The sequence below is a fragment of the Paenibacillus sp. FSL R5-0928 genome (assembly GCF_037970385.1).
GTDB lineage: Bacteria > Bacillota > Bacilli > Paenibacillales > Paenibacillaceae > Paenibacillus_AQ > Paenibacillus_AQ odorifer.
This window is the reverse complement of record NZ_CP150225.1, coordinates 4403297-4423735: the sequence shown is the minus strand read 5'-3', so window position 1 is coordinate 4423735 and position 20439 is coordinate 4403297. Positions and strand designations below refer to the sequence as shown.

General features: G+C 44.0%; 28 protein-coding genes. 24 read left to right on the top strand and 4 right to left on the bottom strand.

Translation table 11 applies throughout. The annotated features are described in order from the left end of the window. Positions 1-57: 57 nt before the first annotated feature. From MKZ16_RS19945 to trmD, 8 genes are all read left to right on the top strand, one after another. Positions 58-1575 (top strand): carboxypeptidase M32, encoded by a 1518-nt coding sequence (locus MKZ16_RS19945; protein ID WP_036688614.1) that lies wholly within the window; start codon positions 58-60, stop codon positions 1573-1575. A 56-nt stretch (positions 1576-1631) separates the two neighbouring features. Beyond that, positions 1632-2279, top strand: coding sequence for a hemolysin III family protein (locus MKZ16_RS19940; protein WP_036688612.1), 648 nt, complete (start codon positions 1632-1634; stop codon positions 2277-2279). A gap of 149 nt (positions 2280-2428) precedes the next feature. Next, a complete protein-coding gene (gene ylxM, locus MKZ16_RS19935; protein ID WP_036688609.1) occupies positions 2429-2785 on the top strand; it encodes a YlxM family DNA-binding protein in 357 nt (118 codons plus the stop codon). Positions 2786-2806: 21 nt separating this feature from the next. Then, a complete protein-coding gene (gene ffh, locus MKZ16_RS19930) occupies positions 2807-4195 on the top strand; it encodes a signal recognition particle protein (RefSeq protein ID WP_036688607.1) in 1389 nt (462 codons plus the stop codon). A 54-nt stretch (positions 4196-4249) separates the two neighbouring features. Continuing rightward, positions 4250-4522 carry a 30S ribosomal protein S16 gene (gene rpsP, locus MKZ16_RS19925; RefSeq protein ID WP_036688604.1) on the top strand — a complete coding sequence of 91 codons (273 nt, stop codon included), beginning with the start codon at positions 4250-4252 and terminating at the stop codon, positions 4520-4522. A 22-nt stretch (positions 4523-4544) separates the two neighbouring features. Then, the gene (locus MKZ16_RS19920) at positions 4545-4775 is read left to right on the top strand and encodes a KH domain-containing protein (protein WP_036688600.1); all 231 of its coding nucleotides are present in this window, start codon (positions 4545-4547) and stop codon (positions 4773-4775) included. Between the two features lie 89 nt (positions 4776-4864). Further along, a complete protein-coding gene (gene rimM, locus MKZ16_RS19915; protein ID WP_038572005.1) occupies positions 4865-5389 on the top strand; it encodes a ribosome maturation factor RimM in 525 nt (174 codons plus the stop codon). Continuing rightward, positions 5389-6180 (top strand): tRNA (guanosine(37)-N1)-methyltransferase TrmD, encoded by a 792-nt coding sequence (gene trmD / locus MKZ16_RS19910; RefSeq protein WP_038574590.1) that lies wholly within the window; start codon positions 5389-5391, stop codon positions 6178-6180. Before rimM ends, trmD begins: the two co-directional genes overlap by 1 nt. A 604-nt stretch (positions 6181-6784) precedes the next feature. On the opposite strand, the gene MKZ16_RS19905 is transcribed toward trmD, so the two are convergent. Then, the gene (locus tag MKZ16_RS19905; protein WP_155288145.1) at positions 6785-6961 is read right to left on the bottom strand and encodes a hypothetical protein; all 177 of its coding nucleotides are present in this window, start codon (positions 6959-6961) and stop codon (positions 6785-6787) included. A gap of 205 nt (positions 6962-7166) precedes the next feature. Here MKZ16_RS19905 and MKZ16_RS19900 point away from each other — a divergent pair, with 205 nt between their 5' ends. After that, positions 7167-7397, top strand: a complete 231-nt coding sequence (locus tag MKZ16_RS19900) for a hypothetical protein (RefSeq protein WP_036688596.1) — start codon at positions 7167-7169, stop codon at positions 7395-7397. A 60-nt stretch (positions 7398-7457) separates the two neighbouring features. Here the strand turns inward: MKZ16_RS19900 and MKZ16_RS19895 are convergent, their stop codons facing one another. Further along, positions 7458-8408 carry a hypothetical protein gene (locus tag MKZ16_RS19895; RefSeq protein WP_038572002.1) on the bottom strand — a complete coding sequence of 317 codons (951 nt, stop codon included), beginning with the start codon at positions 8406-8408 and terminating at the stop codon, positions 7458-7460. A 412-nt stretch (positions 8409-8820) separates the two neighbouring features. Between MKZ16_RS19895 and MKZ16_RS19890 the strand changes: the two genes are divergently transcribed. The 10 genes from MKZ16_RS19890 to MKZ16_RS19845 all read left to right on the top strand — a co-directional run bounded on the left by MKZ16_RS19890 (position 8821) and on the right by MKZ16_RS19845 (position 16445). After that, positions 8821-9111 (top strand): hypothetical protein, encoded by a 291-nt coding sequence (locus MKZ16_RS19890; RefSeq protein ID WP_038571998.1) that lies wholly within the window; start codon positions 8821-8823, stop codon positions 9109-9111. 147 nt (positions 9112-9258) lie between these two features. Beyond that, positions 9259-9603 carry a 50S ribosomal protein L19 gene (gene rplS, locus MKZ16_RS19885; protein WP_036688590.1) on the top strand — a complete coding sequence of 115 codons (345 nt, stop codon included), beginning with the start codon at positions 9259-9261 and terminating at the stop codon, positions 9601-9603. 298 nt (positions 9604-9901) lie between these two features. After that, entirely contained in the window at positions 9902-10510 is a 609-nt protein-coding gene (lepB, locus tag MKZ16_RS19880) for a signal peptidase I (RefSeq protein ID WP_076106371.1), read from the top strand. 29 nt (positions 10511-10539) lie between these two features. Then, positions 10540-11400: a ribosome biogenesis GTPase YlqF gene (gene ylqF, locus MKZ16_RS19875; RefSeq protein WP_036688587.1), complete on the top strand. Its 861-nt coding sequence runs from the start codon at positions 10540-10542 to the stop codon at positions 11398-11400. A gap of 188 nt (positions 11401-11588) precedes the next feature. Next, the gene (locus MKZ16_RS19870) at positions 11589-12200 is read left to right on the top strand and encodes a ribonuclease HII (protein ID WP_076100429.1); all 612 of its coding nucleotides are present in this window, start codon (positions 11589-11591) and stop codon (positions 12198-12200) included. 118 nt (positions 12201-12318) lie between these two features. Beyond that, entirely contained in the window at positions 12319-14508 is a 2190-nt protein-coding gene (locus tag MKZ16_RS19865; protein WP_076106369.1) for a hypothetical protein, read from the top strand. Further along, positions 14505-14807: an EscU/YscU/HrcU family type III secretion system export apparatus switch protein gene (locus MKZ16_RS19860; RefSeq protein ID WP_038571992.1), complete on the top strand. Its 303-nt coding sequence runs from the start codon at positions 14505-14507 to the stop codon at positions 14805-14807. The genes MKZ16_RS19865 and MKZ16_RS19860 overlap by 4 nt, the downstream gene beginning before the upstream one ends. Continuing rightward, positions 14804-15190: a YraN family protein gene (locus tag MKZ16_RS19855; protein ID WP_038571990.1), complete on the top strand. Its 387-nt coding sequence runs from the start codon at positions 14804-14806 to the stop codon at positions 15188-15190. Before MKZ16_RS19860 ends, MKZ16_RS19855 begins: the two co-directional genes overlap by 4 nt. A 154-nt stretch (positions 15191-15344) precedes the next feature. Further along, positions 15345-15761, top strand: a complete 417-nt coding sequence (locus tag MKZ16_RS19850) for a hypothetical protein (RefSeq protein ID WP_051491578.1) — start codon at positions 15345-15347, stop codon at positions 15759-15761. A gap of 174 nt (positions 15762-15935) precedes the next feature. Further along, positions 15936-16445, top strand: coding sequence for a metallophosphoesterase (locus MKZ16_RS19845; RefSeq protein WP_036688580.1), 510 nt, complete (start codon positions 15936-15938; stop codon positions 16443-16445). A 228-nt stretch (positions 16446-16673) separates the two neighbouring features. Here MKZ16_RS19845 and MKZ16_RS19840 read toward each other — a convergent pair whose 3' ends face one another. Together MKZ16_RS19840 and MKZ16_RS19835 are read right to left on the bottom strand one after the other, a co-directional pair. Beyond that, positions 16674-17873 carry a site-specific integrase gene (locus tag MKZ16_RS19840; protein ID WP_076316300.1) on the bottom strand — a complete coding sequence of 400 codons (1200 nt, stop codon included), beginning with the start codon at positions 17871-17873 and terminating at the stop codon, positions 16674-16676. Between the two features lie 12 nt (positions 17874-17885). Further along, positions 17886-18497, bottom strand: a complete 612-nt coding sequence (locus MKZ16_RS19835) for an XRE family transcriptional regulator (RefSeq protein WP_076316301.1) — start codon at positions 18495-18497, stop codon at positions 17886-17888. Positions 18498-18669: 172 nt separating this feature from the next. On the opposite strand from MKZ16_RS19835, the gene MKZ16_RS19830 reads away from it, so the two are divergent. The 5 genes from MKZ16_RS19830 (at position 18670) to MKZ16_RS19810 (ending at position 20429) form a co-directional block, all read left to right on the top strand. Next, a complete protein-coding gene (locus tag MKZ16_RS19830) occupies positions 18670-18882 on the top strand; it encodes a hypothetical protein (RefSeq protein WP_076316302.1) in 213 nt (70 codons plus the stop codon). A gap of 42 nt (positions 18883-18924) precedes the next feature. After that, positions 18925-19098 (top strand): helix-turn-helix domain-containing protein, encoded by a 174-nt coding sequence (locus MKZ16_RS19825; protein ID WP_076316359.1) that lies wholly within the window; start codon positions 18925-18927, stop codon positions 19096-19098. A gap of 74 nt (positions 19099-19172) precedes the next feature. Continuing rightward, the gene (locus tag MKZ16_RS19820) at positions 19173-19400 is read left to right on the top strand and encodes a hypothetical protein (RefSeq protein ID WP_076316303.1); all 228 of its coding nucleotides are present in this window, start codon (positions 19173-19175) and stop codon (positions 19398-19400) included. A 4-nt stretch (positions 19401-19404) separates the two neighbouring features. After that, positions 19405-19683, top strand: a complete 279-nt coding sequence (locus MKZ16_RS19815; RefSeq protein WP_076316304.1) for a hypothetical protein — start codon at positions 19405-19407, stop codon at positions 19681-19683. 62 nt (positions 19684-19745) lie between these two features. After that, on the top strand, positions 19746-20429 hold the full coding sequence (locus tag MKZ16_RS19810) for an ORF6N domain-containing protein (RefSeq protein WP_081384329.1): 684 nt from the start codon (positions 19746-19748) through the stop codon (positions 20427-20429). The last annotated feature ends 10 nt before the right edge of the window (positions 20430-20439 follow it).

Sequence of the window (20439 nt, the reverse complement as noted above, 5' to 3'; positions counted from 1 at the left end):
ATTCAAAAAAGTATCATCAAGAGGAGTCTGTAAAACAGAGAAAGCAGGTGGAGTAGAATGGAACAACAAGTAAAGGAACGATGGGAACAATTCAGCGAGTTATTGGCAAAAATTAGTGGATATTCAGAGGCCATAGAATTAATGCACTGGGATTTGCGCACAGGTGCACCGCGTAAGGGAGTAGAAGTTCGTTCCGGTACGATTGGGATGCTGAGTGGAGAATTGTTCAGACTCGAGATTTCACAGGAGATGGGTGACTTCACAGCATTTTTCAGTCGTCCAGAAGTGTTGAGCCAGCTTACAGCTAATCAACAAAAGATCGTCAACGATTGCCGCAAAGAGTATGAGCGCAGTAAGAGTATTCCTTCCAAAAGATTTGAAGAGTACGCTGTCCTGTCTGCTCATTCCCAAACGATCTGGGAAGAAGCTAAGGAGAACAATGACTTTGCTACATTTGAACCTTATTTGAGCAAAATCGTAGCTCTGAAACAAGAGTTCATCGATTATTGGGGTGTAAATGGCACACGTTACGATACGCTACTAGATATGTATGAGCCTGATCTCACGGTAGAGAAGGTGGATGAAGTGTTCAGTCGCCTCCGCAGCCGCTTGGTTCCGTTAGTGGAAGCTATCGCTGCTTCACCTAATAAACCTGATACCAGCTTCTTGCAGCAGATTTTCCCTAAAGAGCAGCAACAAAAGTTTGGTAACTTTATTCTGAAGCAAATGGGCTATGACTTCGACGCAGGCCGCTTGGATGAGAGTGTGCATCCTTTTGCTACAGGGCTGAATCCAGGTGACGTTCGTATTACGACCGCTTATTTACTTGATAACGTGACTAGTGCCGTCTTCAGTTCACTGCATGAAGGTGGACATGCGCTTTACGAACAAAATATCAGCCAAGATTTAGTGGGAACACCACTGGCTCAAGGCGCATCGATGGGGATTCATGAATCTCAGTCGAGACTATGGGAGAATATGATCGGCCGCAGCCGTGCGTTCTGGCAACGTTATTACGGTGATCTACAGCAGCATTTCCCAGAGCAGCTTGCTAATGTAGATGTAGAGGATTTCTACCGGGCTATTAACAGTGTGGAAAATTCATTCATCCGAATTGAAGCAGATGAGCTTACATACAATCTGCACATTATTGTGCGTTACGAGATCGAAAAGCTTATTTTTAATGAAGGTCTATCTGTCAAAGATCTGCCTCAGGTATGGAATGCTAAATATCAAGAATATTTAGGTATTACACCGCCTAATGATGCACTTGGTGTATTGCAGGATGTGCACTGGTCCGGTGGAGACTTCGGATATTTTGCATCCTACTCTTTGGGGAATATGTACGCTGCCCAAATCTTGAATACACTCCGCAAGGAGCTGCCGAACTACGATGAATTGATTGCTGCGGGAAATCTTTTGCCGATTAAAGAATGGTTAACAGAAAAAATCTACCGTTTCGGAAAAAGCCTGACCCCTTCGCAAATTATCGAACAAGTAACAGGTGAGCCGCTGAGCCCAGATTATCTGGCTGATTATTTGGAGGAGAAATACACGGAGATTTACAAACTGTAATCCAGTGAGGTCCGCGTGGTATAATAGAAAGAAAGCTTAGACGGAAGGATATGGATATGGCAAATACTCACACCTACACCCGGAGAGAAGAAGTCGCGAATGCGATTACGCACGGGATCGGAGCTGTATTAAGCGTCGCTGCACTTGTCCTGCTTGTTGTTTTTGCAAGTCTGAAAGGAACGGCATGGCATGTGGTCAGCTTCTCCATTTATGGAACGACAATGCTGCTTCTGTATCTCAATTCAACACTTGTGCATAGTCTCAAAGAGGGCAAGGCGAAGGATTTGTTCGAATTTTTCGATCACTCCTCTATTTATCTGTTTATCGCAGGCACGTACACTCCCTTTTTGCTAGTAGCTATTCGGGGAACACTTGGCTGGAGTTTATTTGGAGTCATTTGGGGGATCGCAGTATTTGGCGTTTTCTTCAAAGCATTTTTTGTTAAAAAGTTTCTGTTCATGTCTACGGTATTCTACATTGCTATGGGGTGGCTGATTGTTATCGCCTGGAATCCTCTTTCGGCAGTTGTAGCGGACGGTGGTATGATTCTGCTGATGGCTGGCGGAGTGCTTTATACTTTAGGTACAGTTTTTTATGTGTGGAGAGGGTTTCCGTTTCATCACGCGATCTGGCATGTATTTGTTCTTGCAGGCAGTGTCACACATTTCTTCGCCATATTGATTTATGTACTGCCAATCCAATAATTTCAAGCGGATTTATCGCGGAAAATATGGATTTTTAATAAAGAAAGAGATGACAAGCAAAAGTGCTTGACATCTCTCTTTCTTTTAGGTATCATAAGGGACGTTGTGAAGGTGTAAAGTGTTTTTCCTTGACGAAGGGGTTGTCCTTAATGAGTCAGGAGAATAGGCTCGAGAAAACGAATCGTATCAATTTGCTTTTTGCCTTCTATGAACGACTGCTTACAGATAAGCAGCAAACGTTTCTTAAATATTATTTTCACGATGATTTTTCCTTGGGAGAAATCGCCGCTGAATTTGAAATCAGCCGCCAAGCTGTTTATGAGCATATTAAGCGGGCTGAGCAAGTCCTTGAGAATTATGAAGAAAAACTTGGATTATTAGTGAAACATGAGAGTCGTACTAAATATTTAGAAGAGCTGCGCAGACTGCCGGAGAATGGGATGCTGCCTGAGCAATATAAACTTCGGTTCGCGGAGATCGTGGATCGCTTGCAGAGGTTAGAGTAGCATGAAGGGAGAAATCTGCATATGGCGTTTGAAGGTTTAACCGGAAGATTGCAGAATGTGTTCAGCAAGCTACGCGGGAAAGGTAAAGTATCCGAAGAAGACGTAAACGAAGCTATGCGTGAAGTGCGGTTAGCCCTTCTGGAAGCCGATGTTAACTTCAAGGTAGTTAAAGAATTCGTAGCTAAGGTGAAAGAAAAGTCCATCGGCAAGGAAGTCATGGACAGCTTTACGCCTGGCATGGTAATTATCGACATCGTCAACAAGGAACTAACCGAGCTGATGGGCGGAAGCCAAGCGAAGCTGGCCAAGTCGAACAAGCCGCCGACCGTCATTATGATGGCGGGTCTACAAGGGGCTGGTAAGACAACCACTTCGGGTAAGCTAGCTAAGCTGTTACAGAAGGGCAATCATCGTCCGCTCCTGGTTGCGGGAGATATTTACCGGCCTGCTGCTATCAAGCAGCTGCAAGTGCTGGGAGAACAGATTAAGGTTCCGGTATTCTCGCTGGGTGATCAGACTAGTCCGGTAGAAATTGCCAGACAAGCTGTACAACATGCGAAAGATAACGGACTGGATTATGTTATTATCGATACTGCAGGCCGCCTGCATATTGATGAAGAACTAATGGAAGAACTCAAGCAGATTCACAATGTTGTAAATCCTGATGAAGTACTTCTTGTAGTAGATGCTATGACAGGTCAAGACGCCGTGAATGTAGCCGAGAGCTTTAATAAGCAGCTTGAGCTTACAGGGGTCGTATTGACGAAACTCGACGGCGACAGCCGTGGTGGTGCTGCACTGTCAGTAAAAGCTGTTACCGGTTGCCCGATCAAATTCGCCGCTTTAGGGGAGAAGATCGACGCGCTGGAGCCGTTCCATCCGGAACGTATGGCTTCGCGGATTCTGGGTATGGGCGACATGCTGTCGCTGATTGAGAAAGCCCAGGCGAACATTGATACTGACAAGGCTAAAGAAATGGAACGTAAGATGCGTAATGCAGAGTTTACGTTCGATGATTTCCTTGAGCAAATGGATCAGGTGAAGAAGCTAGGCCCTATCGATCAAATTCTTGATATGCTTCCGGGTATGAACAAAGCCAAGGGCATTAAAGATTTAAAGGTCGACGATAAGCAAATGGGACGCGTTGAAGCCATAGTTCATTCTATGACTAAGGCGGAGAAGCAACAGCCTGAGATCATTAACCATAACCGCCGCAAGCGTATCGCAACCGGCAGCGGAACCTCAGTCGCTGAGGTCAACCGCCTCATCAAACAATTTGATGAGATGCGTAAGATGATGAAGCAATTCTCCGGCATGATGGGCGGAGGCGGCAAAGCCTCCAAGAAAAATGCCATGAAGCAGCTTAAAGGTCTTGGTGGTGGAAAAGGGCTGAAATTCCCTTTTAAATGATCTTGAATGTCTGTCCAACTAATGTTGGAAACTATTATAAGGAGGTGATTTTTCGTGGCAGTACGTATTCGTCTAAAAAGAATGGGAGCGCATAAAGCGCCTTTCTATCGTGTAGTGGTTTCCGATTCCCGGTCCCCTCGTGACGGTCGTTTTATCGAGGAAATCGGTTATTATAATCCGATTGAACAACCGGCAGTAGTTAAGATCGATGAGGAAAAAGCTCTTAAATGGCTTCAAACAGGTGCGCAAGCATCTGATACCGTCCGCAACTTGCTTTCCAAAGCAGGCGTGATGAAGAAGTTTCATGAGCTTAAGCAACAGAAATAATGACTGATTGCGAGGGTCCTCTATGGAAGAATTAGTTGGAGTAATTGCTAAGGCTTTAGTGGATCATCCAGAAGATGTGACGGTACGGGCTGTGGAGAAAGAACACTTGATTGTCTATGAGCTGTCCGTACATCCAGATGATGTAGGAAAGGTCATCGGCAAGCAAGGCAGGATCGCCAAGGCGCTCCGTACAGTAGTCACATCTGCAGCAGTCAAGAGCGATAAACGCGTAACTGTAGATATTTTATCTTAAATAATGCGTACAATGAGGGGCTAGGGATAGTATATCCCGGCTCCTTTTTGTTCAAATATATAGATGAAGCTTGTAAAGGAGAGGGTTATATGACGGAAGAATTAACCGTAGGCCGGCTTGTGAATACGCATGGAATTCGCGGGGAGATTAAAGTATTATCCCATACCGATTTTCCTGAGGTTCGTTTCGCTAAAGACAAGAAGCTGTTCGTCATCCCTGCGGATGGCAGTGCAAAATTTGAAGTGACTGTAGAATCCGCTCGAGAGCATAAGGGTATGTTTATCGTTAAGCTTAAGGGATATACCAATATTAACGAAGTGGAAAAGTATAAGGGAAGTTTGCTTAAGGTACCAAGTAATGATCTGGTTGATCTGCCAGAGAACGAATACTACTTCCACCAAATCGTTGGCTGTGAAGTTTATACGGATGATGCTGGAAATGAACCGCTTGGCACAATTACGGAAATTTTACAGCCAGGTGCAAATGACGTGTGGGTTGTTAAGCCTGCTAAAGGGCAAGACATCCTTATCCCTGTAATTAACGATGTAGTGCTGAACGTGGACATTGAGGCCAAACGAATTACGGTTCACTTAATGGAAGGACTACTGCCATGATCAGAATTGATGTGCTAACGCTCTTTCCGGAGATGTGCGAAGGCGTATTTAGCACAAGCATTCTTGGTAAGGCACGCGAAAAAGGGATTGTATCTTTGAATGCTGTGAACTTTCGTGATTTCTCAGGAAATAAGCATAACAGTGTAGATGATACACCGTATGGCGGGGGCGGGGGCATGGTACTGAAGCCTGACCCGATCTTTGCAGCGGTAGAACATGTATTGGGGATCGAGGCTAGTCCTTTGGAGAATGGTTCTGAATCTGCAGTCCCGACGCCTTACTCTGTGAAGCCGCGCATCATTCTTATGTGCCCGCAAGGAAAGACGTATAATCAGAAGATTGCTGAGGAACTGGCACAAGAGCAGCATCTAATCTTTATATGTGGTCATTATGAGGGCTACGATGAGCGGATACGGGAGCATCTGGTTACAGATGAACTGTCGATTGGCGATTACGTGCTAACGGGTGGAGAACTACCGGCACTGACGGTTATTGATTCAGTAGTTCGGCTACAGCCAGGAGCGCTTGGAAATGAAACCTCTGCGATCACGGATTCGTTCAGTACAGGGCTGTTGGAATATCCCCACTACACTCGGCCAGCTGAATTTCGGGGCTGGAAGGTACCAGATATGTTGCTGAGTGGCCATCATGCCAACATCGAAGTATGGCGAAGAGAGCAAGCGTTACAGCGTACATTTGAACGTAGACCTGATTTGCTCGAAAGTGCAGAACTAACGTTGAAAGACAAGAAAACACTGGAACGTCTGAAAAATGAAATCAAGCCGGAGTAAAATTTTAATAAAACAGGCATATTTTACGTCTTTTTAACGTATCTTACGTTAAGGAGGCGTTTTTGTTATGTTTACTTAAATATAAGAAGGGCTATAATCTCGTATTTTTTTTGCGTAATTTCCAAAACAAATGAGCATAGGTGCGTTGAACTCTTCTATTTGGGGTAATAGATAGAGGTGGCGTAATACTATATGCAGCTTACGATGCAGCAAGCTTAACTATTGAAAGGAATGAACTGAAGTGACTACGAAGACGCGTGAAGAATTCAAGCCTAGCGTGGACACGATCCACAAAGAAGCGGAGCCGCTCCGCACCGTGAATGATATTATCGATTATTATACAAATCGCAAATCGTAATTCCCATTCGCCCTTTAAAGCTTGAACATATAAGATTAATAATTAAGTATGAATAAGCAAGTCCAATAAAACCATTAGAGTATAGAGAACGAAAGTTCACTACATCTAATGGTTTTATTGTTCCTACTAAGAGAGGTCAAACCCTGTGACTCTGATCAGAATGTAAACACCCCCTCTTCAAGGAAAATTAAAAACTCTTTGGAAAGGGGGTGTTTGGTTAACTATAAAAATTCGTGGAGGCGCATTCTACTCTTTGCGAAAGAGGCGATATACTCCTGTAAGTAGAGCGTAAAGCGCAAAACATACGAGAACAGTAACTGCCCATGCATAGTTGCGAACGGTATAGGTAAGCGATGATAAAATAATAAAGATGGTAATACGCAGTACGCCTTCCTTAATAAACTGTTTACGTGCTACATTCATTCGATTGGCCTCCTTGAATGGATAGGATGGTACGGATAACAAGCCGAAAATATGTCTTTCCTTATATATAACCTTTGGGAATACAAAAAATGCAGAGAACGGAAAGTAAATATCGATGCAAACAAATGACCTATGTAACTTAGCCGTTACCGACCTGTACTCCTCACCATAGAGTATATCATTACGAATGAGGAGGAGTACACTAGTGGAGGCTTATTATAATTGCTTACGTTGTAAGAATAGAAGGGTACGTATCCTGACTACTGATGGCAGACAGCATGAAGGTGTGATTACAGATGTGGACAGATATAATGTTTACTTAAGAACAGGATCAAATGGACCTGTGCAGACTTCTGCATTTTTTGGTTACCCTTATGCTGCAGACAATATTTTAACTCTCAGCTTGTTCACGCTGTTGGCTATTGCATTAATTTAATCATGATGATGCAAAAACAGACCGTCCGCTCATCCGGACGGTCTGTTTATTAGTGGTTGGTTACTCTACTGTAATTGCGCCTATATCAGAGCTTAAGGACAACAATGGACCTCCTCCGTTAACATCACGTTTGCCACCCTCAACCCCGGTGATCTGACCTAGATCACTTTTAGCCACCAAGCTACATTTCACGCCATCGGCTAGAACAGCATTGAGGCTACCCACATTTGTTGTCGCTTTAAGGCGGCTATCACTCTTCATTCCGGCTATATCCATGCGTATGCTTCCTGTATTAGACTCTAGAGTGGACTTACCGGTGATGTTCGCTCCTTCGATATCAATAGCTCCAACGTTGCTGACGATGCGGTAGTTTCCGTCCAGATTGCGGAGACGAATTTGTCCGACATTATTGGTGATTTGATATTCATCCATACTGGTGGGGATCTCTATAGTATAGTTAATACTAAAATCCGAATAGCCGTATTTATCTTGAGCCCAAGTCCATAAATCCTTCTTCGGATTTGATTTGGAATTTGTAGATACCTTCAAAGTATCGCCACTAACGTCTATTGAAATCTCAGCGTCATCCAAGATTTTCTGACGGTCAGCTTTATGGGCAGAGCCGTTATGAGCTAAGATTGTTGCACTTACATTAATTTGATCACCCGTAGTTGATGTAACTTCAATTTCTCCCACTGCATTGTTCATGCTAAGCACTGAAGCAGAGCCGATCTCTTTTGATAAGGATAGTTCTTTGCTAATGCTGTTTGCTTTAACTTCGTCGACCACCTTGGTAGCTGTATCCTGAACGGCTTGCTCCACGCTTGCAGCGGCTTTACCTAACTCTTGCTTCACAGCCTCACCAATATTTTGCTGCACATCTTCAGTAATATTCTTTCCTAGTTCGTTATTAGCGGATTGCCTACCCGGTAACTCTGTGCATCCTGCCAGAAGTACGATGGACAAGACGGCTACAGCTGCCATTACGCTAGTTGTATTACTCTTTTTCATTGAATAAAATCCTCCTTATTTTTGGGTATATGTGTTTTTCCCTAAGCGCTACGTTATGTACGTACTTCTGTAAGTATAGCCTACGGGGATTTATTGTAAAAACGGCTGTAGACGGGTTAATATACTGGACCAAAGACTAGGTATTTAAAAAGTGTTCACTACACTTCAAATTTCAATTGTGCTAAAATGTAATATAGATCTTACGCTGACATTAAAATGGGTAAGGATACATATAAAAAGAGCGAAGATGCTCTCATATATAATCTTCAGCAGCTACTGAAAAGCGCTTTTTAAAGTGAGATGTGCTAGGGCTAGTTTGCGAATACGATATAGACCGTTGCCTTACTTGCATCACAGGGCGGTCTTTTTATTTTCTTACCTCAATTAAATCATGAAGAGCGGAGGGAGCCAGATGCAATATGTAGTTATTTTGCTTGCCTTGCTAGCGCTGGGTGTTGTGTATTATATAGCTCAGAAAAAGAAAACAAGCAGCTCAAGCAATCCTTTGCGCACCACTAGCAGTAATGTGATCTCAATGGATAGTCATCGCAAAGCCAAACAGAGTCCAGGGGAGCAGCCTTGCTCTTCTTGCAAGAAGAAGAATGGAAAGTTGATCTTCTATGCTCAAGACAACGGAACCGTGGTCGGCTTGTGTAAAGACTGCCAGTCTAAGGCAAAAAAAAGAGATATGTTGCCGTTATAAAATAGAAAAATAAGTTGTATTAGCCCGTCCTTTATGATATTATTAACTCTGTTGTGTGGAATACGGTGGTCCGCTGCGGATAATGAGGGAGAGCTTAGATCTCTCCGGAAGAGGCAAGAACACCTGTACGGAAGGAGGAAGTCCTTAATGAATATCCTACAAGCTATTACGCAAGAGCAACTTCGTAAAGATATCCCTAGTTTTCGTCCGGGTGACACTTTGAAGGTGCATGTAAAAGTTATCGAGGGAACTCGTGAGCGTATCCAGTTGTTCGAAGGCGTTGTAATCAAACGTCGTGGCGGTGGAATCAGTGAGACTTTTACGGTTCGTAAAATTTCTTACGGTGTTGGTGTGGAAAGAACATTCCCAATCAACTCGCCTAAACTCGAAAAAATCGAAGTGGCTCGTCGTGGTAAAGTGCGTCGTGCTAAGCTTTATTACCTTCGTGAACTACGTGGTAAAGCAGCGAGAATTAAAGAAATTCGTCGCTAGAATAGTGACAGAGGAGAGGGGCTTGAGTTCAAGCCCCTTTCGCTTTATTTTTTTTTGAAAATATAAGAAAAGCATAAGTTTTACGTTATACATTATTCTTAAATTTCTCGCATAAACGCTTACCGTCCTTAAAAGGACGCTGAGGGCGTTTTAGCTTGGTATACAATGCGTGTGACATATACGCTTGGGGATAAGCTTCTCCGAAAAGGCCTCCTGAAGGAGTATCTGTGGAGGGGTTTTTGGCAGGAGTTTTTTTGTGTTGTATAGTAAGAGTAGTATTAAGAGAGGACGGTGAACTATGCAGCAGGAACAAGGCGAAACTTTGGAATCAAGCGAGCAGAACCCACGTAAACAGAAAAATGAAGTGCTGGAATGGGTCAAGGCCATTGCGATTGCTTTAGTTCTGGTTATACTGATTCGCTGGCTTTTATTCAAGCCTTTTATTGTAGATGGACCTTCCATGCAGCCTAATTTCCATACGGGAGAACGTGTTATCGTTAATGAAATTTTATACGATATAAGATCACCGCAGCGGGGTGAGGTTATTGTATTCCACGTGCCATCTGAAGGCAGAGATTTTATTAAACGTGTAATTGGTGTGGCTGGAGATACTGTGAAAGTAGAAGGAGATGTAGTTACAGTTAACGGTGAGGTTGTTAACGAGACTTACATCCAAGGCGCTATTGATGCTGCGCATAGTAACAACGCTCTGTATAATAATAAAGATTTCCCAAATGAAAAATTCACGGATGGTACTGTACCAGAAGGACATATTTTCGTTATGGGGGATAATCGCTCGGATAGTACAGACAGCCGGATGATTGGCTATGTGCCGCTGGGTGATATTGTGGGTCGTGCAGATTTAATCTTCTGGCCGATAAAAGATATTACACTGATTAACCATTAAGTTGACAGAAGTCAAAGGAGGTGACGGCAATGGCCATTCATTGGTTTCCTGGTCATATGACGAAGGCTAGGCGGCAAATCGAGGATAAGCTGAAGCTGATTGATGTTGTTATAGAGTTGCTCGATTCCCGTCTGCCGCTTTCCAGCCGCAATCCGATGATTGACGATATTTTGCGGGACAAGCCGAGATTAATTATTTTGAACAAAGCGGATCTGGCGGATCCGGAAATTACTCGGAAGTGGCTGGCTTACTTTAAGGAACAAGGGCATGTTGCCCATCCTGTGGATGCATCTACTGGAACAGGCGTCAAGGAGATTCCGGAGCAGGTCAAGCTGCTGCTGAAGGAAAAAATTGATCGGCAGATCGCAAGAGGAATGAACCCACGAGCTATGCGCGCATTGATCGTCGGTATTCCTAACGTCGGTAAATCAACGCTGATTAATCGAATGGCTGGTAAGAGTATCGCTGCTACGGGTGACCGCCCGGGGGTTACTAAGGGCCAGCAGTGGATTAAAACAGGAGGTAATCTGGAGCTTCTGGATACTCCTGGTATCTTATGGCCGAAGTTTGAGGATCAAGACGTGGGTTACCGCTTGGCAGTGACGGGTGCGATCAAAGAAGAAATCCTGAACATTGAGGACATTGCTTTTTATGCAGTGAAGTATTTGGTGAAGGATTATGGTTCCAGATTTCAAGAACGCTTTGGTATTGAGAAGCTTCCTGAGGATCTTGAGAACCCTGATGAGATCGTCGCAGTTATGGAAGCCGTGGGCCGCAAACGCGGTTGTCTGATTAGCGGTGGACGTGTTGATCTGGAAAAAGCTTCACGTGCTTTGCTGCATGAGCTGCGGGCAGGTAAGCTTGGTCGTTTTACGCTGGAAACACCTTAAAGGCGTTTAAATGAATGGGTATGGAAGAGCCATCCGGAATTTTTCGGGGGCTCTTTTTTTTGCCGATTTGGATCAAATTGGAGTGGTTATTTGTACATGACCATGTGAGCTTTACTATGGTAAGCTGACTTATGTAGTTTATAGAATAAATTATAATTGGCGGTGACAGATTCGTGAGTACGATAGATATGTTGAGTTATGAAAAAGAGGGCTGGGAACAGTCTTATCGCCGTATAGCCGGCGTAGATGAAGTAGGCAGAGGTTGTTTGTTTGGGGATGTTGTTGCAGCAGCGGTGATTTTGCCGGAAGGGCTTATTATTGATGGCGTCAACGACTCTAAGAAGCTTACAGCGAAAAAAAGAGATGCCTTATTCGAGATTATTATGGAGCAGGCGATAGCTATTGGTGTAGGTTATGTGGATTCCCGCATGATTGATGAAATTAATATTAAGCAGGCTTCTCGTCTGGCGATGAAAAAAGCGGTAGAAGGTCTTAGTCATACCCCGGACTATATGTTAATCGATGCTGAAAAAGTAGATCTTCCGTTGCCGCAGCAGGCGATCATAAAAGGGGATGCTAACAGCCAGTCCATTGCGGCAGCTTCGATTATAGCTAAAGTAACAAGAGATAGATTGTGTGAAGGGGTGTGGGAGGAATTATACCCTGATTATGGGATTGCGATACATAAAGGTTATGCGACCAAGCTTCACAGGGAACAAATTACGGCGTTAGGTCCGACACCTATGCATCGGCGCAGCTTTATTGGGAAGATTCTTGCTGAACAGCAAACCCTTTTTTAGAAATATCAGAATATAAAAGACGCCAAAGGCGCTTAAGCTTGGATAAATTCACCGCTCAAAAAAGTCGGATTAATACCGATATAGTAAGAAGAGAGAAAATGGAGGGAGGAGAAACGGTATGAATATCGGAACATTGATCCGCGGATTGCTCGGGGATAATAAACCGGGAGCGGCCAAGTCTTTGGAATTAAAAGAAGGGCAAGTTGTACGTGGTGTTGTTTTGTCTGTATCGGATTCGGGAAAAGAAGCCGTTGTGCAGATTCAAGGTACACCTGTTCGTGCGGAGTTGGAAACACCACTACTGCCAGGAGAGACCCTGAACTTGCAGGTTGGAGCACCCGGAGAAGGCGGATTGCCCGTATTGAAGCCGGTCTCCCTCGGCGAAACGGTGTTAGCTACCCCGCAAAACATGGGCGAGGCGTTGGAATCGCTTGGGCTTACCGACTCCAAAGCGGGTCGGGAAATTGTGTTGGCGATGCAGTCGGGTGGTATTCCGCTTACCAAAGAGACAGCAGCGATTCTGGATGCTGTAATGAGTGCGAAACCTGCGGGCGTGCCGACCTCAGAGTGGCTTGATGCAGCTGTCATTTCTGTAAAGCGGGGCCTGCCGGTTACCCCTGAAAGTGTGAAAGGATTGCAGCAGGCGGTTTTTGGTCCGCAGCTTCATCAGCTTTTGTCAGCGCTCGAAGAACAGATTACGATTTGGGCAGGTCAAGTCGCCGGTGAAGAAACAACAACAGCTGAAGCTAAAGCTGAAATGGGTACCCAAACCGGAAAGCTGAATGCTCCTGTAACGACAGGTACAGGCGCTGTGATTAACGGGGAAGCGGTATCAGCAGGTGATGCTGATGCGGAAATGGACCAGGTGGCGGTTAAAGGGACTGGACAACCTGTAAGTAAACCTGCTGAAGGTAGCGCTGGTGTTACTACTACAAGCGGAAGTGCTGCTGCAACAGGAGGGGCAATGGGAGCCGGAGTTATTTCTGACGAAACTGCAATTCCTTTGAATTCAGTGAAATCAGAAATATCGGGAAGTGCAGCTGCGAGTTCAGCTGAAGCTCCTGAGAATGAAACCGGTATTGTAACTGCTAAGCCACTGGTGCCCGAAGAGGCTGGTGAGGTTGTTCAGCTCTCGAAGAGTGGAAATACTGGTGAACCTTTGGCTGGGAAGACAACTTCTACGATTGCTGCCGGGACTCAGAGTAGTGCCGCTAACACGCAAGGGGACGGGATTGTAAACAATCAAAATAGTTCTAATGGGAGCGAAACTCATGGCAATGAAATGAGTCTAAATAAAGATAGAGCGCAGGGCAGTGTCAGTGGCGCGAATACAAGCGCCACTGGATCAGTTGGGGCAGATAGCCAAGCTGCTGCGGCAAACCAAGCTGGTGCAGCAAGCCAAGCTGCTGCGCCTAGCGGGGCTGCCCTGCTCGCGAAGCTGCAGGGCGTGCTCACCGAGCTGCGCGGCAGCATGCCGCAGCTCGCGAACGTTCCGCCCGCTGACGCGGCGGGACAAGATCCTGCCCCCGCGCCGACAGCGCCGCGCGGGGAGACCACGGCTGCTGCGGCTTCGCCGGTGCAGCCAGACACCGCCCCACCCGCGGATGCGGAGTCGTGGGTGGGGCGGGTGTTGAAGCTGCTCGGTGCGGAGCACGAGCAGCAGGCCGTGCGCGGCGGCGCTTTGCCGGCCGCGGAGACGGCGCGAGCGGCAGCGGGGACAGCTGCAGCCGCGCTAGGCAGTGTCGGCGGGGAGCAAGCTGCCGACACGTTGAAGGGCGTGCTGCTGCAGCTTATGAGCAGCAGCGAGGTGCCGCCCGCGGTAAAAGATGCCGCGAGCGGGCTAGTGCAGCAGCTGACAGGCCAACAGCTGCTGCTGAATACAGATCGGACTGCTCCCTTCGCGCAGGTTACACTGTTCTTGCCGCTGCAAGGTCCAGATGGGCAGGAAACTGCATCGGTTCATATCCAGTCCAGGCGGGGCCGCAAAGGGGAGTTGGATGCAGCTAACTGTCGATTATGGTTCGATTTGGACATGAAGCAGCTAGGGCAGACATTGGTAGATGTGCAGGTTGTAGATCGAATCGTTAGTCTTAAGCTTCATAATGATCATCCGTGGGTGCTTGAGCTGCTGGAGACGCGGCGTGAAGATATAAAAACTGCAGTAGAATCCATCGGTTATCAATTATCAGGTTTAAGAACCGAACCCTTGCCAGAATTGAATTTGCCTAAAGAGCTTGCTGGCTCCAATACTAATAAGTTTGTTGATTATGTTCCTGAGGCTTACAAAGGAGTGGATTACCGTATATGAATGAGCCTGTACAGCCAATTTCACAAGGGCTCAAAAAAGCGGTCGCTCTCAAATATAGTCCCGGACAAAACGAGGCTCCTGTCGTAGTAGCCAAGGGACAAGGCGCGATAGCAGACCTTATTCTGCAAAAGGCTAAGGAGAGCGGGGTTGCTGTTCAGGAGGATGCAGCCCTCGTGGAGGTTCTTTCAAAGCTTGATCTGGACCAACAGATTCCGTCTGAGCTCTATCAGCTGGTGGCGGAAATCCTCAGCTTTGTGTATCAAAGCGATCGTTCTGCTGGTGAACGGGGGCAAGAATGAAAGAGCCATATGTAAGAAAACACTATAACCGCAAAGAGAAAGGAACTGCTGCAGAGAACGGAGCTGTGCAGTACCTATCTTCTAGTGGATATATGATATTGGAACGGAATTGGCGTTGTCGTACTGGAGAGCTTGATATCATTGCGGAGCGTGAAGACTGTATTGTTGTTGTCGAAGTTCGTAGCCGCAGTGGAGAGCTGCTTCAGGGAACTCCAGAAGAATCGGTGAATGCTCGCAAAATAAACCAGGTTCGGAATACAACACAGGTTTATTTGCATATGAAGGGTTATGAGGAACGGCGGGTTTCTTTTGATGTAATTAGCGTCTTGTTAAATGACGATCTTAGCCTAGCTTCACTTAGTCATATTCGCGAGGCGTTTTAAGAGTAACTCACTTTTCTCATGCGATTCTTTATGAATTTACTGCTGTTCTGATAAAAAAGTCCTTACATACCTTCCGCACTGTGGGTCATTTCTCAAAAGAAATGGGTAAACATTAGGAGTAACTTTTTAATGTCATCATGAGGAGGGCTGTCTAGTGAAGAATAAACCTTCTGAAATGCAGGTTAGTTTTACATGCCAATATTGCCAGCAGAAGATTGAAGTGAAATTTAAAGCAGAGCCAATATCTGTCGTCTGTTGCGATAATTGCAATAAGACCTTCACGGTAATGCGGCCCACTATAGCGGAGGAAATATTAATAGATTGGGAAAATGAAGCGTTATTTCAAAAAATCCGGGCTGAAAAGTCGCAAAACAGCAATAGCAGTCTCTTAGCGCTTGTAATTAGAGTTATTGAACTGCTTACATGGCGTGACAAAGGCAATGGACAGGTGGAAGCGATCAAGGAGATGCGTGGCTGGCTTATTGACAATGAGGAGGCGCCTCCTTTAGCTGAACTGATTCAGAGTGATGTTAATAAACGTTCGAGTAAGCGGCGCGACTGGGAAAAGTAACATTAACAATAAAGAGGTATTCCGTCATCGCCTCATGACATAGAATGATACGTATAATTTCGTGAGAAATTAGGCGGAAAAGTCCTCGGGGCTCCGAATTTCCTAGGGTTTATGGGTAGTCGGAGCTTTTTTCATACATACTGTCATTAGAATAGGAACAAAGGGAGGGTGCAAATGGCTAAGGTTTTTTTCACATCAGATCATCATTTTGGGCATAAGTTGATCATTGATTTTGAATCCAGACCCTTTAACGATGTAGAGCAAATGAATGAAGTTATGATTGAAAGTTGGAATTCGGTAGTGAATCCAGACGATAAAGTATTTCATTTGGGAGACTTTTCTTTTTTAAATAAGGAGGCGACTCGTGCGATTGTGGCCAGGCTGCATGGATACAAAATCCTGATCCTTGGCAATCATGATCGCGGCCGCAGCCGAAGCTGGTGGCTTGAGGCAGGTTTTGATGAGGTTAGTGAATATCCTTTGATTTATAAGGATTTCTTTTTCCTCTCACATGAGCCTATGTACATGAATAAACATATGCCTTACGTAAATGTGCACGGCCATATTCATGGGCAAAAATATGAGGGAAACAATCATTTTAACATTTGTGTAGAGCATTGGAACTATAAACCGTTGACTTTTGAGCAGATTAGGGACTCGGTCGTAGTTAAAGAAGGAGATTGATGTAGGTCTTTAGAGATGCGCTTTCGCCTTTATGTAAAACTTGAATTTCTTATTCTAAAGATAAATTGCTCACAGATTGCGTTAGGACACAACTTCTATAATGTACTTAACAGCTAATATGTATTTGGAAAATAAGGAAGCACCTTTTTTCTTGATGTCAATAATACCTTGTGTAGTAAGGGAGGATTTACAACTTCTTTGTTTTCTTCCCACATTTTGCCCACATACCTACAAATCGCCCATTAGCTTTGCAAATTTTTGAGAAGCTTCCTTTTTTAATTCCTTTGTTACGTGGAGGTAAATCCCCTTAGTTGTTGTATCGCTTTTATGCCCGAGCCTATCCATTATTGTTTCTAAAGAAACCCCCGCTTCTGCTAATAGTGAAGTGTGTGTGTGTCGTAGTGAATGGGGGGTTAGAGGGGGTAGACCGGCTGTATCAAGCAAAGACTTCATTCTTTTAATCAAGCGCGGTGCGGTGATTGGGAATCCAGGGAAATTTTCTGAGGTGAAAACAAAACCTTGGTCGTGATATATTTTTCTATTCTCCATCTTAAAGTTATTTTGTCGTTTCTTATGACTTTCCAAAACTCTTATTATTAGAGGGTCGACATCTATAATTCTTCTGGAACTTTTGGTTTTTGGAGTTTGAATAGAATATTTCTGATAATTATTTATTTCTCTAAAGAGTGTCTTAGTAATACTGATACAGTTATTGATTTCGTCTATGTCTGTCCATTTTAAGGCGAGCGCTTCACCGGATCGCATGCCAGAATACGCAAGTAAAAGAAATATAGGATAGTCTAATGGTTCTCCGTGCTCCTTTGCGACTAACAAGAAATGTGATAACTCATGTTTTTCTAGATATCTTGGTATTTCATTTTGTTCGAGATCCTCAACTGTTTTCTGTAGTGTAGGAACGACTGCATAATGCGTTGGATTGTTTTTGATCTTTTCAAGTTCTACGGCCTTCTCAAATATCAATCGTCCAACCTCATGTGCACTTGATATAGTTTTTCTAGAGTAACCATCCGCGAACATATCATTGAGGAATTGTTGATAATTTAATTTGCTTATATCTTTAATTTTCATAGCTCCGAAAGCGGCTACAAGTTTTTTCATTTGCGCTTTTCTTAAAAAAACTGTAGATTCTTTTACTCTTCCTGTTGACTTATATAAGTCAATCCATTGTGTAGCGAAATTTTCAAATGTAATGTTTTTTTCCTCAATGTATGTACCACGCGATAATTCAGCGATTATTTTTTTTGCCTCGGCTTCAGCTTCTGGTTTTGTTAAAAAACCCCTAGTCTCTTTTTGTTTTCTTTTACCAGTTTGAGGATCGGTAATGCTATATCGATAGTGCCATTTAGAACCGCATGTACATTTTTTCTTTTTGCAGGTGCATCCGCGTCTCCGAAACGAACCTATCATCGCCTATCCCTCCTAAAATTTAATCACGTTCATTTTTAGTTTACCTAATATTCTTGCCTCGCTTGGAGGAACGAAAACAGGAGGGAAGTTATTATTCTCAGCCTGTAATACAAGTTGCTCCCCGTTTTTATAAACTCTTTTCAATACCGCTTCATCACCAATTAGAACCGCAGCTATTTCTCCATTCTCGACATCTGGCTGAGCTCGTATCAAAAGAAGATCCCCTTCATATATCCTCGCTCCAGTCATACTGTCACCCTTAGCCCGAAGATAAAAATATTCACCGCCATTTAGCCATTCTTTTGGAGTCGGTTCATATCCTTCGATCTCCTCATATGCTATTTCTCCATTTCCACAACAAATTCTCCCGTATATAGGTAAATTGATAATTTCTCCGTTGTTGTTACTTAAGGAGCTTTCTTCAATTGTGTCGTCAACTAAGTAATCTAAAGTAACGTGGAAATAATCAGCAAGTTTTCTCAAAGTTGATAATTTTACATTTTCGGTTCCCTTTTCATAGAAATTAACGATGGTCATATACGGAACACCTGAACCCTTAGATAAACCCATCCTCGTTAAATTATTTTGCTCCATCAACAAATCCAGCTTATCAGTAAGTTTCATTTATAATCTACCCTCCGTAGTAATTTATCACTATTATCTAGTAAAAAAACGGATTTGTAAAGCATAAATCTACCACGCAACAAAATAAAATAGTTGTTTTCGGTTGACATACTACCACACGTGGTATAATATCGAATCAATAACACCACGCATGGTAGATTGGAGGTGTAACATGTTCCCTAATCTTCGAGCTGAAATGGCAAGAATAGGCATCGATGGAGTTATTATTTCACGACATTTAGGATGCACTAATAAAACATTCAGCAGAAAAATGACTGGGAAAGGAGAGTTTACTAGAGCAGAAATTTTCAAAATACAGAAAGCTTTCTTTCCTAGTTTGACTATTGAATATCTATTTAAAACAGTCGAAAAATACACCGCTTAACTATAGGCGGTGTAAGAGAAGGAGGTGTATTCATTGAGTGATATGTTAGAAATCATGACTGTGAAGCAAGTTGCTGAAATTGTTGGATGGCATCCAAATACTGTGTATCTTCACTGCAAAAGCGGTGATTTGCCAAGTTTAAAGTTAGGGAGAAATCGTAAGATTCGCAAAAGTGATTATTTAGAGTGGTTGAAAAAAATGGAGGTGAGGGCATGAAAGAATATTTAACGACTCTCCACTAACAATCATAACCACATCATAGGGTTTTATACCCAGAAGGGAGCGGGAGGATGGATAAAGCACCGTTTTCGGCAGCATATATCCAACAAAGCAATGATGTGTACAACATACAAGTCACAATGCAATCTTGCTTAGATGCTGGAGCTGGATCAGATCTATTATCACAGATCGTAGCCATGTACCGTAGACACTATGCCAAAAAAGAGGAAATGCAATCATTTATCAATGACATGGAAGTTCGTTATATCACGTCTCTGGACGAGAGAAGGGAGGGTTAATCGCATGGCGGTTATTATCAGCAGCACAGTCAGATGCCCTTATCCTATTTGCGGTCATACAGGTGACGTAATTACCAATCTACATTGCCGAAGTGCTCATGGTATGGAACGCAAGGAGTTGTTTGGGATATACGGTAAGCCGCAAAGTATTGGTTACGATCCTATAGCAGCAAACAAAAACGTAGAGGGTCACGTACCAGCTCAGCGATTGAATATAGGATATCCCAGCAACTCTGTAAATGCGAAAGATAGGAGAACGGCTAGGAGTAAAGGGAGTTTGTAATAGTGGACAGACTTGGCGAACCAAGAAGGGGTTTATATCACATCACTGGAGGGGCTGAAATAATGGGACAAGTTGTATTGGTGCAAGTGCAAGGGAATGAGAAAAAGTTATCAGTTAAAGAGTGTAACGAAAAGCGCGTCGTGACTCTTAAGGATGTTGATGAATTGCATCGAAGACCAGAAGGAACTGCGCGTAAGAGATTTAACGATAATCGAAATCATTTTATCGTTGGCGAAGATTACTTCGTCCGAAATTCGGACGAAGCCCGAAGTGAATTTGGAATAGTCGCACCTAACGGAGTTGTGCTACTCACTGAATCAGGATACCTGATGTTGGTCAAATCTTTCACTGATGAACTCGCTTGGAAGGTGCAACGTCAGTTAGTGAATAGCTATTTCAGGGGACAAGGTAGCCGGCGCGAAACTCTACAAGCTTTGATGGCTGCCACTCATAACCTTTTGGCAGGACAAGAATTAATCACAGAACGTCTGGATGATGTAGAACTTAAGCTAGATACTCAGATCACCCTAGACAGTGGGCAACAACGCCGCTTGCAGAAATCAATCAATCAAAGAGTGTGCGGACTTGAGCAAATTAAAGAAGCTCGCGGAGAATGGTTCCGTCAGCTCCACAAGGAAATTAAAGATCGTTGGAATGTGAGCAGCTACAAAGATGTACTCAAGCATGATTTGCAAGATGTCATGAACTATGTGGCAGCGTGGGTCCCAATCCGCCGAGAGGAGTAGGAGGATGATC

Coding starts and splice junctions, on each gene's coding strand:
- MKZ16_RS19945 (WP_036688614.1), top strand. CDS start 58: ATGGAACAACAAGTAAAGGAACGATGGGAACAATTCAGCGAGTTATTG.
- MKZ16_RS19940 (WP_036688612.1), top strand. CDS start 1,632: ATGGCAAATACTCACACCTACACCCGGAGAGAAGAAGTCGCGAATGCG.
- ylxM (WP_036688609.1), top strand. CDS start 2,429: ATGAGTCAGGAGAATAGGCTCGAGAAAACGAATCGTATCAATTTGCTT.
- ffh (WP_036688607.1), top strand. CDS start 2,807: ATGGCGTTTGAAGGTTTAACCGGAAGATTGCAGAATGTGTTCAGCAAG.
- MKZ16_RS19920 (WP_036688600.1), top strand. CDS start 4,545: ATGGAAGAATTAGTTGGAGTAATTGCTAAGGCTTTAGTGGATCATCCA.
- rimM (WP_038572005.1), top strand. CDS start 4,865: ATGACGGAAGAATTAACCGTAGGCCGGCTTGTGAATACGCATGGAATT.
- MKZ16_RS19905 (WP_155288145.1), bottom strand. CDS start 6,961: ATGAATGTAGCACGTAAACAGTTTATTAAGGAAGGCGTACTGCGTATT.
- MKZ16_RS19895 (WP_038572002.1), bottom strand. CDS start 8,408: ATGAAAAAGAGTAATACAACTAGCGTAATGGCAGCTGTAGCCGTCTTG.
- MKZ16_RS19890 (WP_038571998.1), top strand. CDS start 8,821: ATGCAATATGTAGTTATTTTGCTTGCCTTGCTAGCGCTGGGTGTTGTG.
- rplS (WP_036688590.1), top strand. CDS start 9,259: ATGAATATCCTACAAGCTATTACGCAAGAGCAACTTCGTAAAGATATC.
- lepB (WP_076106371.1), top strand. CDS start 9,902: ATGCAGCAGGAACAAGGCGAAACTTTGGAATCAAGCGAGCAGAACCCA.
- ylqF (WP_036688587.1), top strand. CDS start 10,540: ATGGCCATTCATTGGTTTCCTGGTCATATGACGAAGGCTAGGCGGCAA.
- MKZ16_RS19870 (WP_076100429.1), top strand. CDS start 11,589: ATGTTGAGTTATGAAAAAGAGGGCTGGGAACAGTCTTATCGCCGTATA.
- MKZ16_RS19865 (WP_076106369.1), top strand. CDS start 12,319: ATGAATATCGGAACATTGATCCGCGGATTGCTCGGGGATAATAAACCG.
- MKZ16_RS19860 (WP_038571992.1), top strand. CDS start 14,505: ATGAATGAGCCTGTACAGCCAATTTCACAAGGGCTCAAAAAAGCGGTC.
- MKZ16_RS19855 (WP_038571990.1), top strand. CDS start 14,804: ATGAAAGAGCCATATGTAAGAAAACACTATAACCGCAAAGAGAAAGGA.
- MKZ16_RS19845 (WP_036688580.1), top strand. CDS start 15,936: ATGGCTAAGGTTTTTTTCACATCAGATCATCATTTTGGGCATAAGTTG.
- MKZ16_RS19840 (WP_076316300.1), bottom strand. CDS start 17,873: ATGATAGGTTCGTTTCGGAGACGCGGATGCACCTGCAAAAAGAAAAAA.
- MKZ16_RS19835 (WP_076316301.1), bottom strand. CDS start 18,497: ATGAAACTTACTGATAAGCTGGATTTGTTGATGGAGCAAAATAATTTA.
- MKZ16_RS19830 (WP_076316302.1), top strand. CDS start 18,670: ATGTTCCCTAATCTTCGAGCTGAAATGGCAAGAATAGGCATCGATGGA.
- MKZ16_RS19825 (WP_076316359.1), top strand. CDS start 18,925: ATGTTAGAAATCATGACTGTGAAGCAAGTTGCTGAAATTGTTGGATGG.
- MKZ16_RS19820 (WP_076316303.1), top strand. CDS start 19,173: ATGGATAAAGCACCGTTTTCGGCAGCATATATCCAACAAAGCAATGAT.
- MKZ16_RS19815 (WP_076316304.1), top strand. CDS start 19,405: ATGGCGGTTATTATCAGCAGCACAGTCAGATGCCCTTATCCTATTTGC.
- MKZ16_RS19810 (WP_081384329.1), top strand. CDS start 19,746: ATGGGACAAGTTGTATTGGTGCAAGTGCAAGGGAATGAGAAAAAGTTA.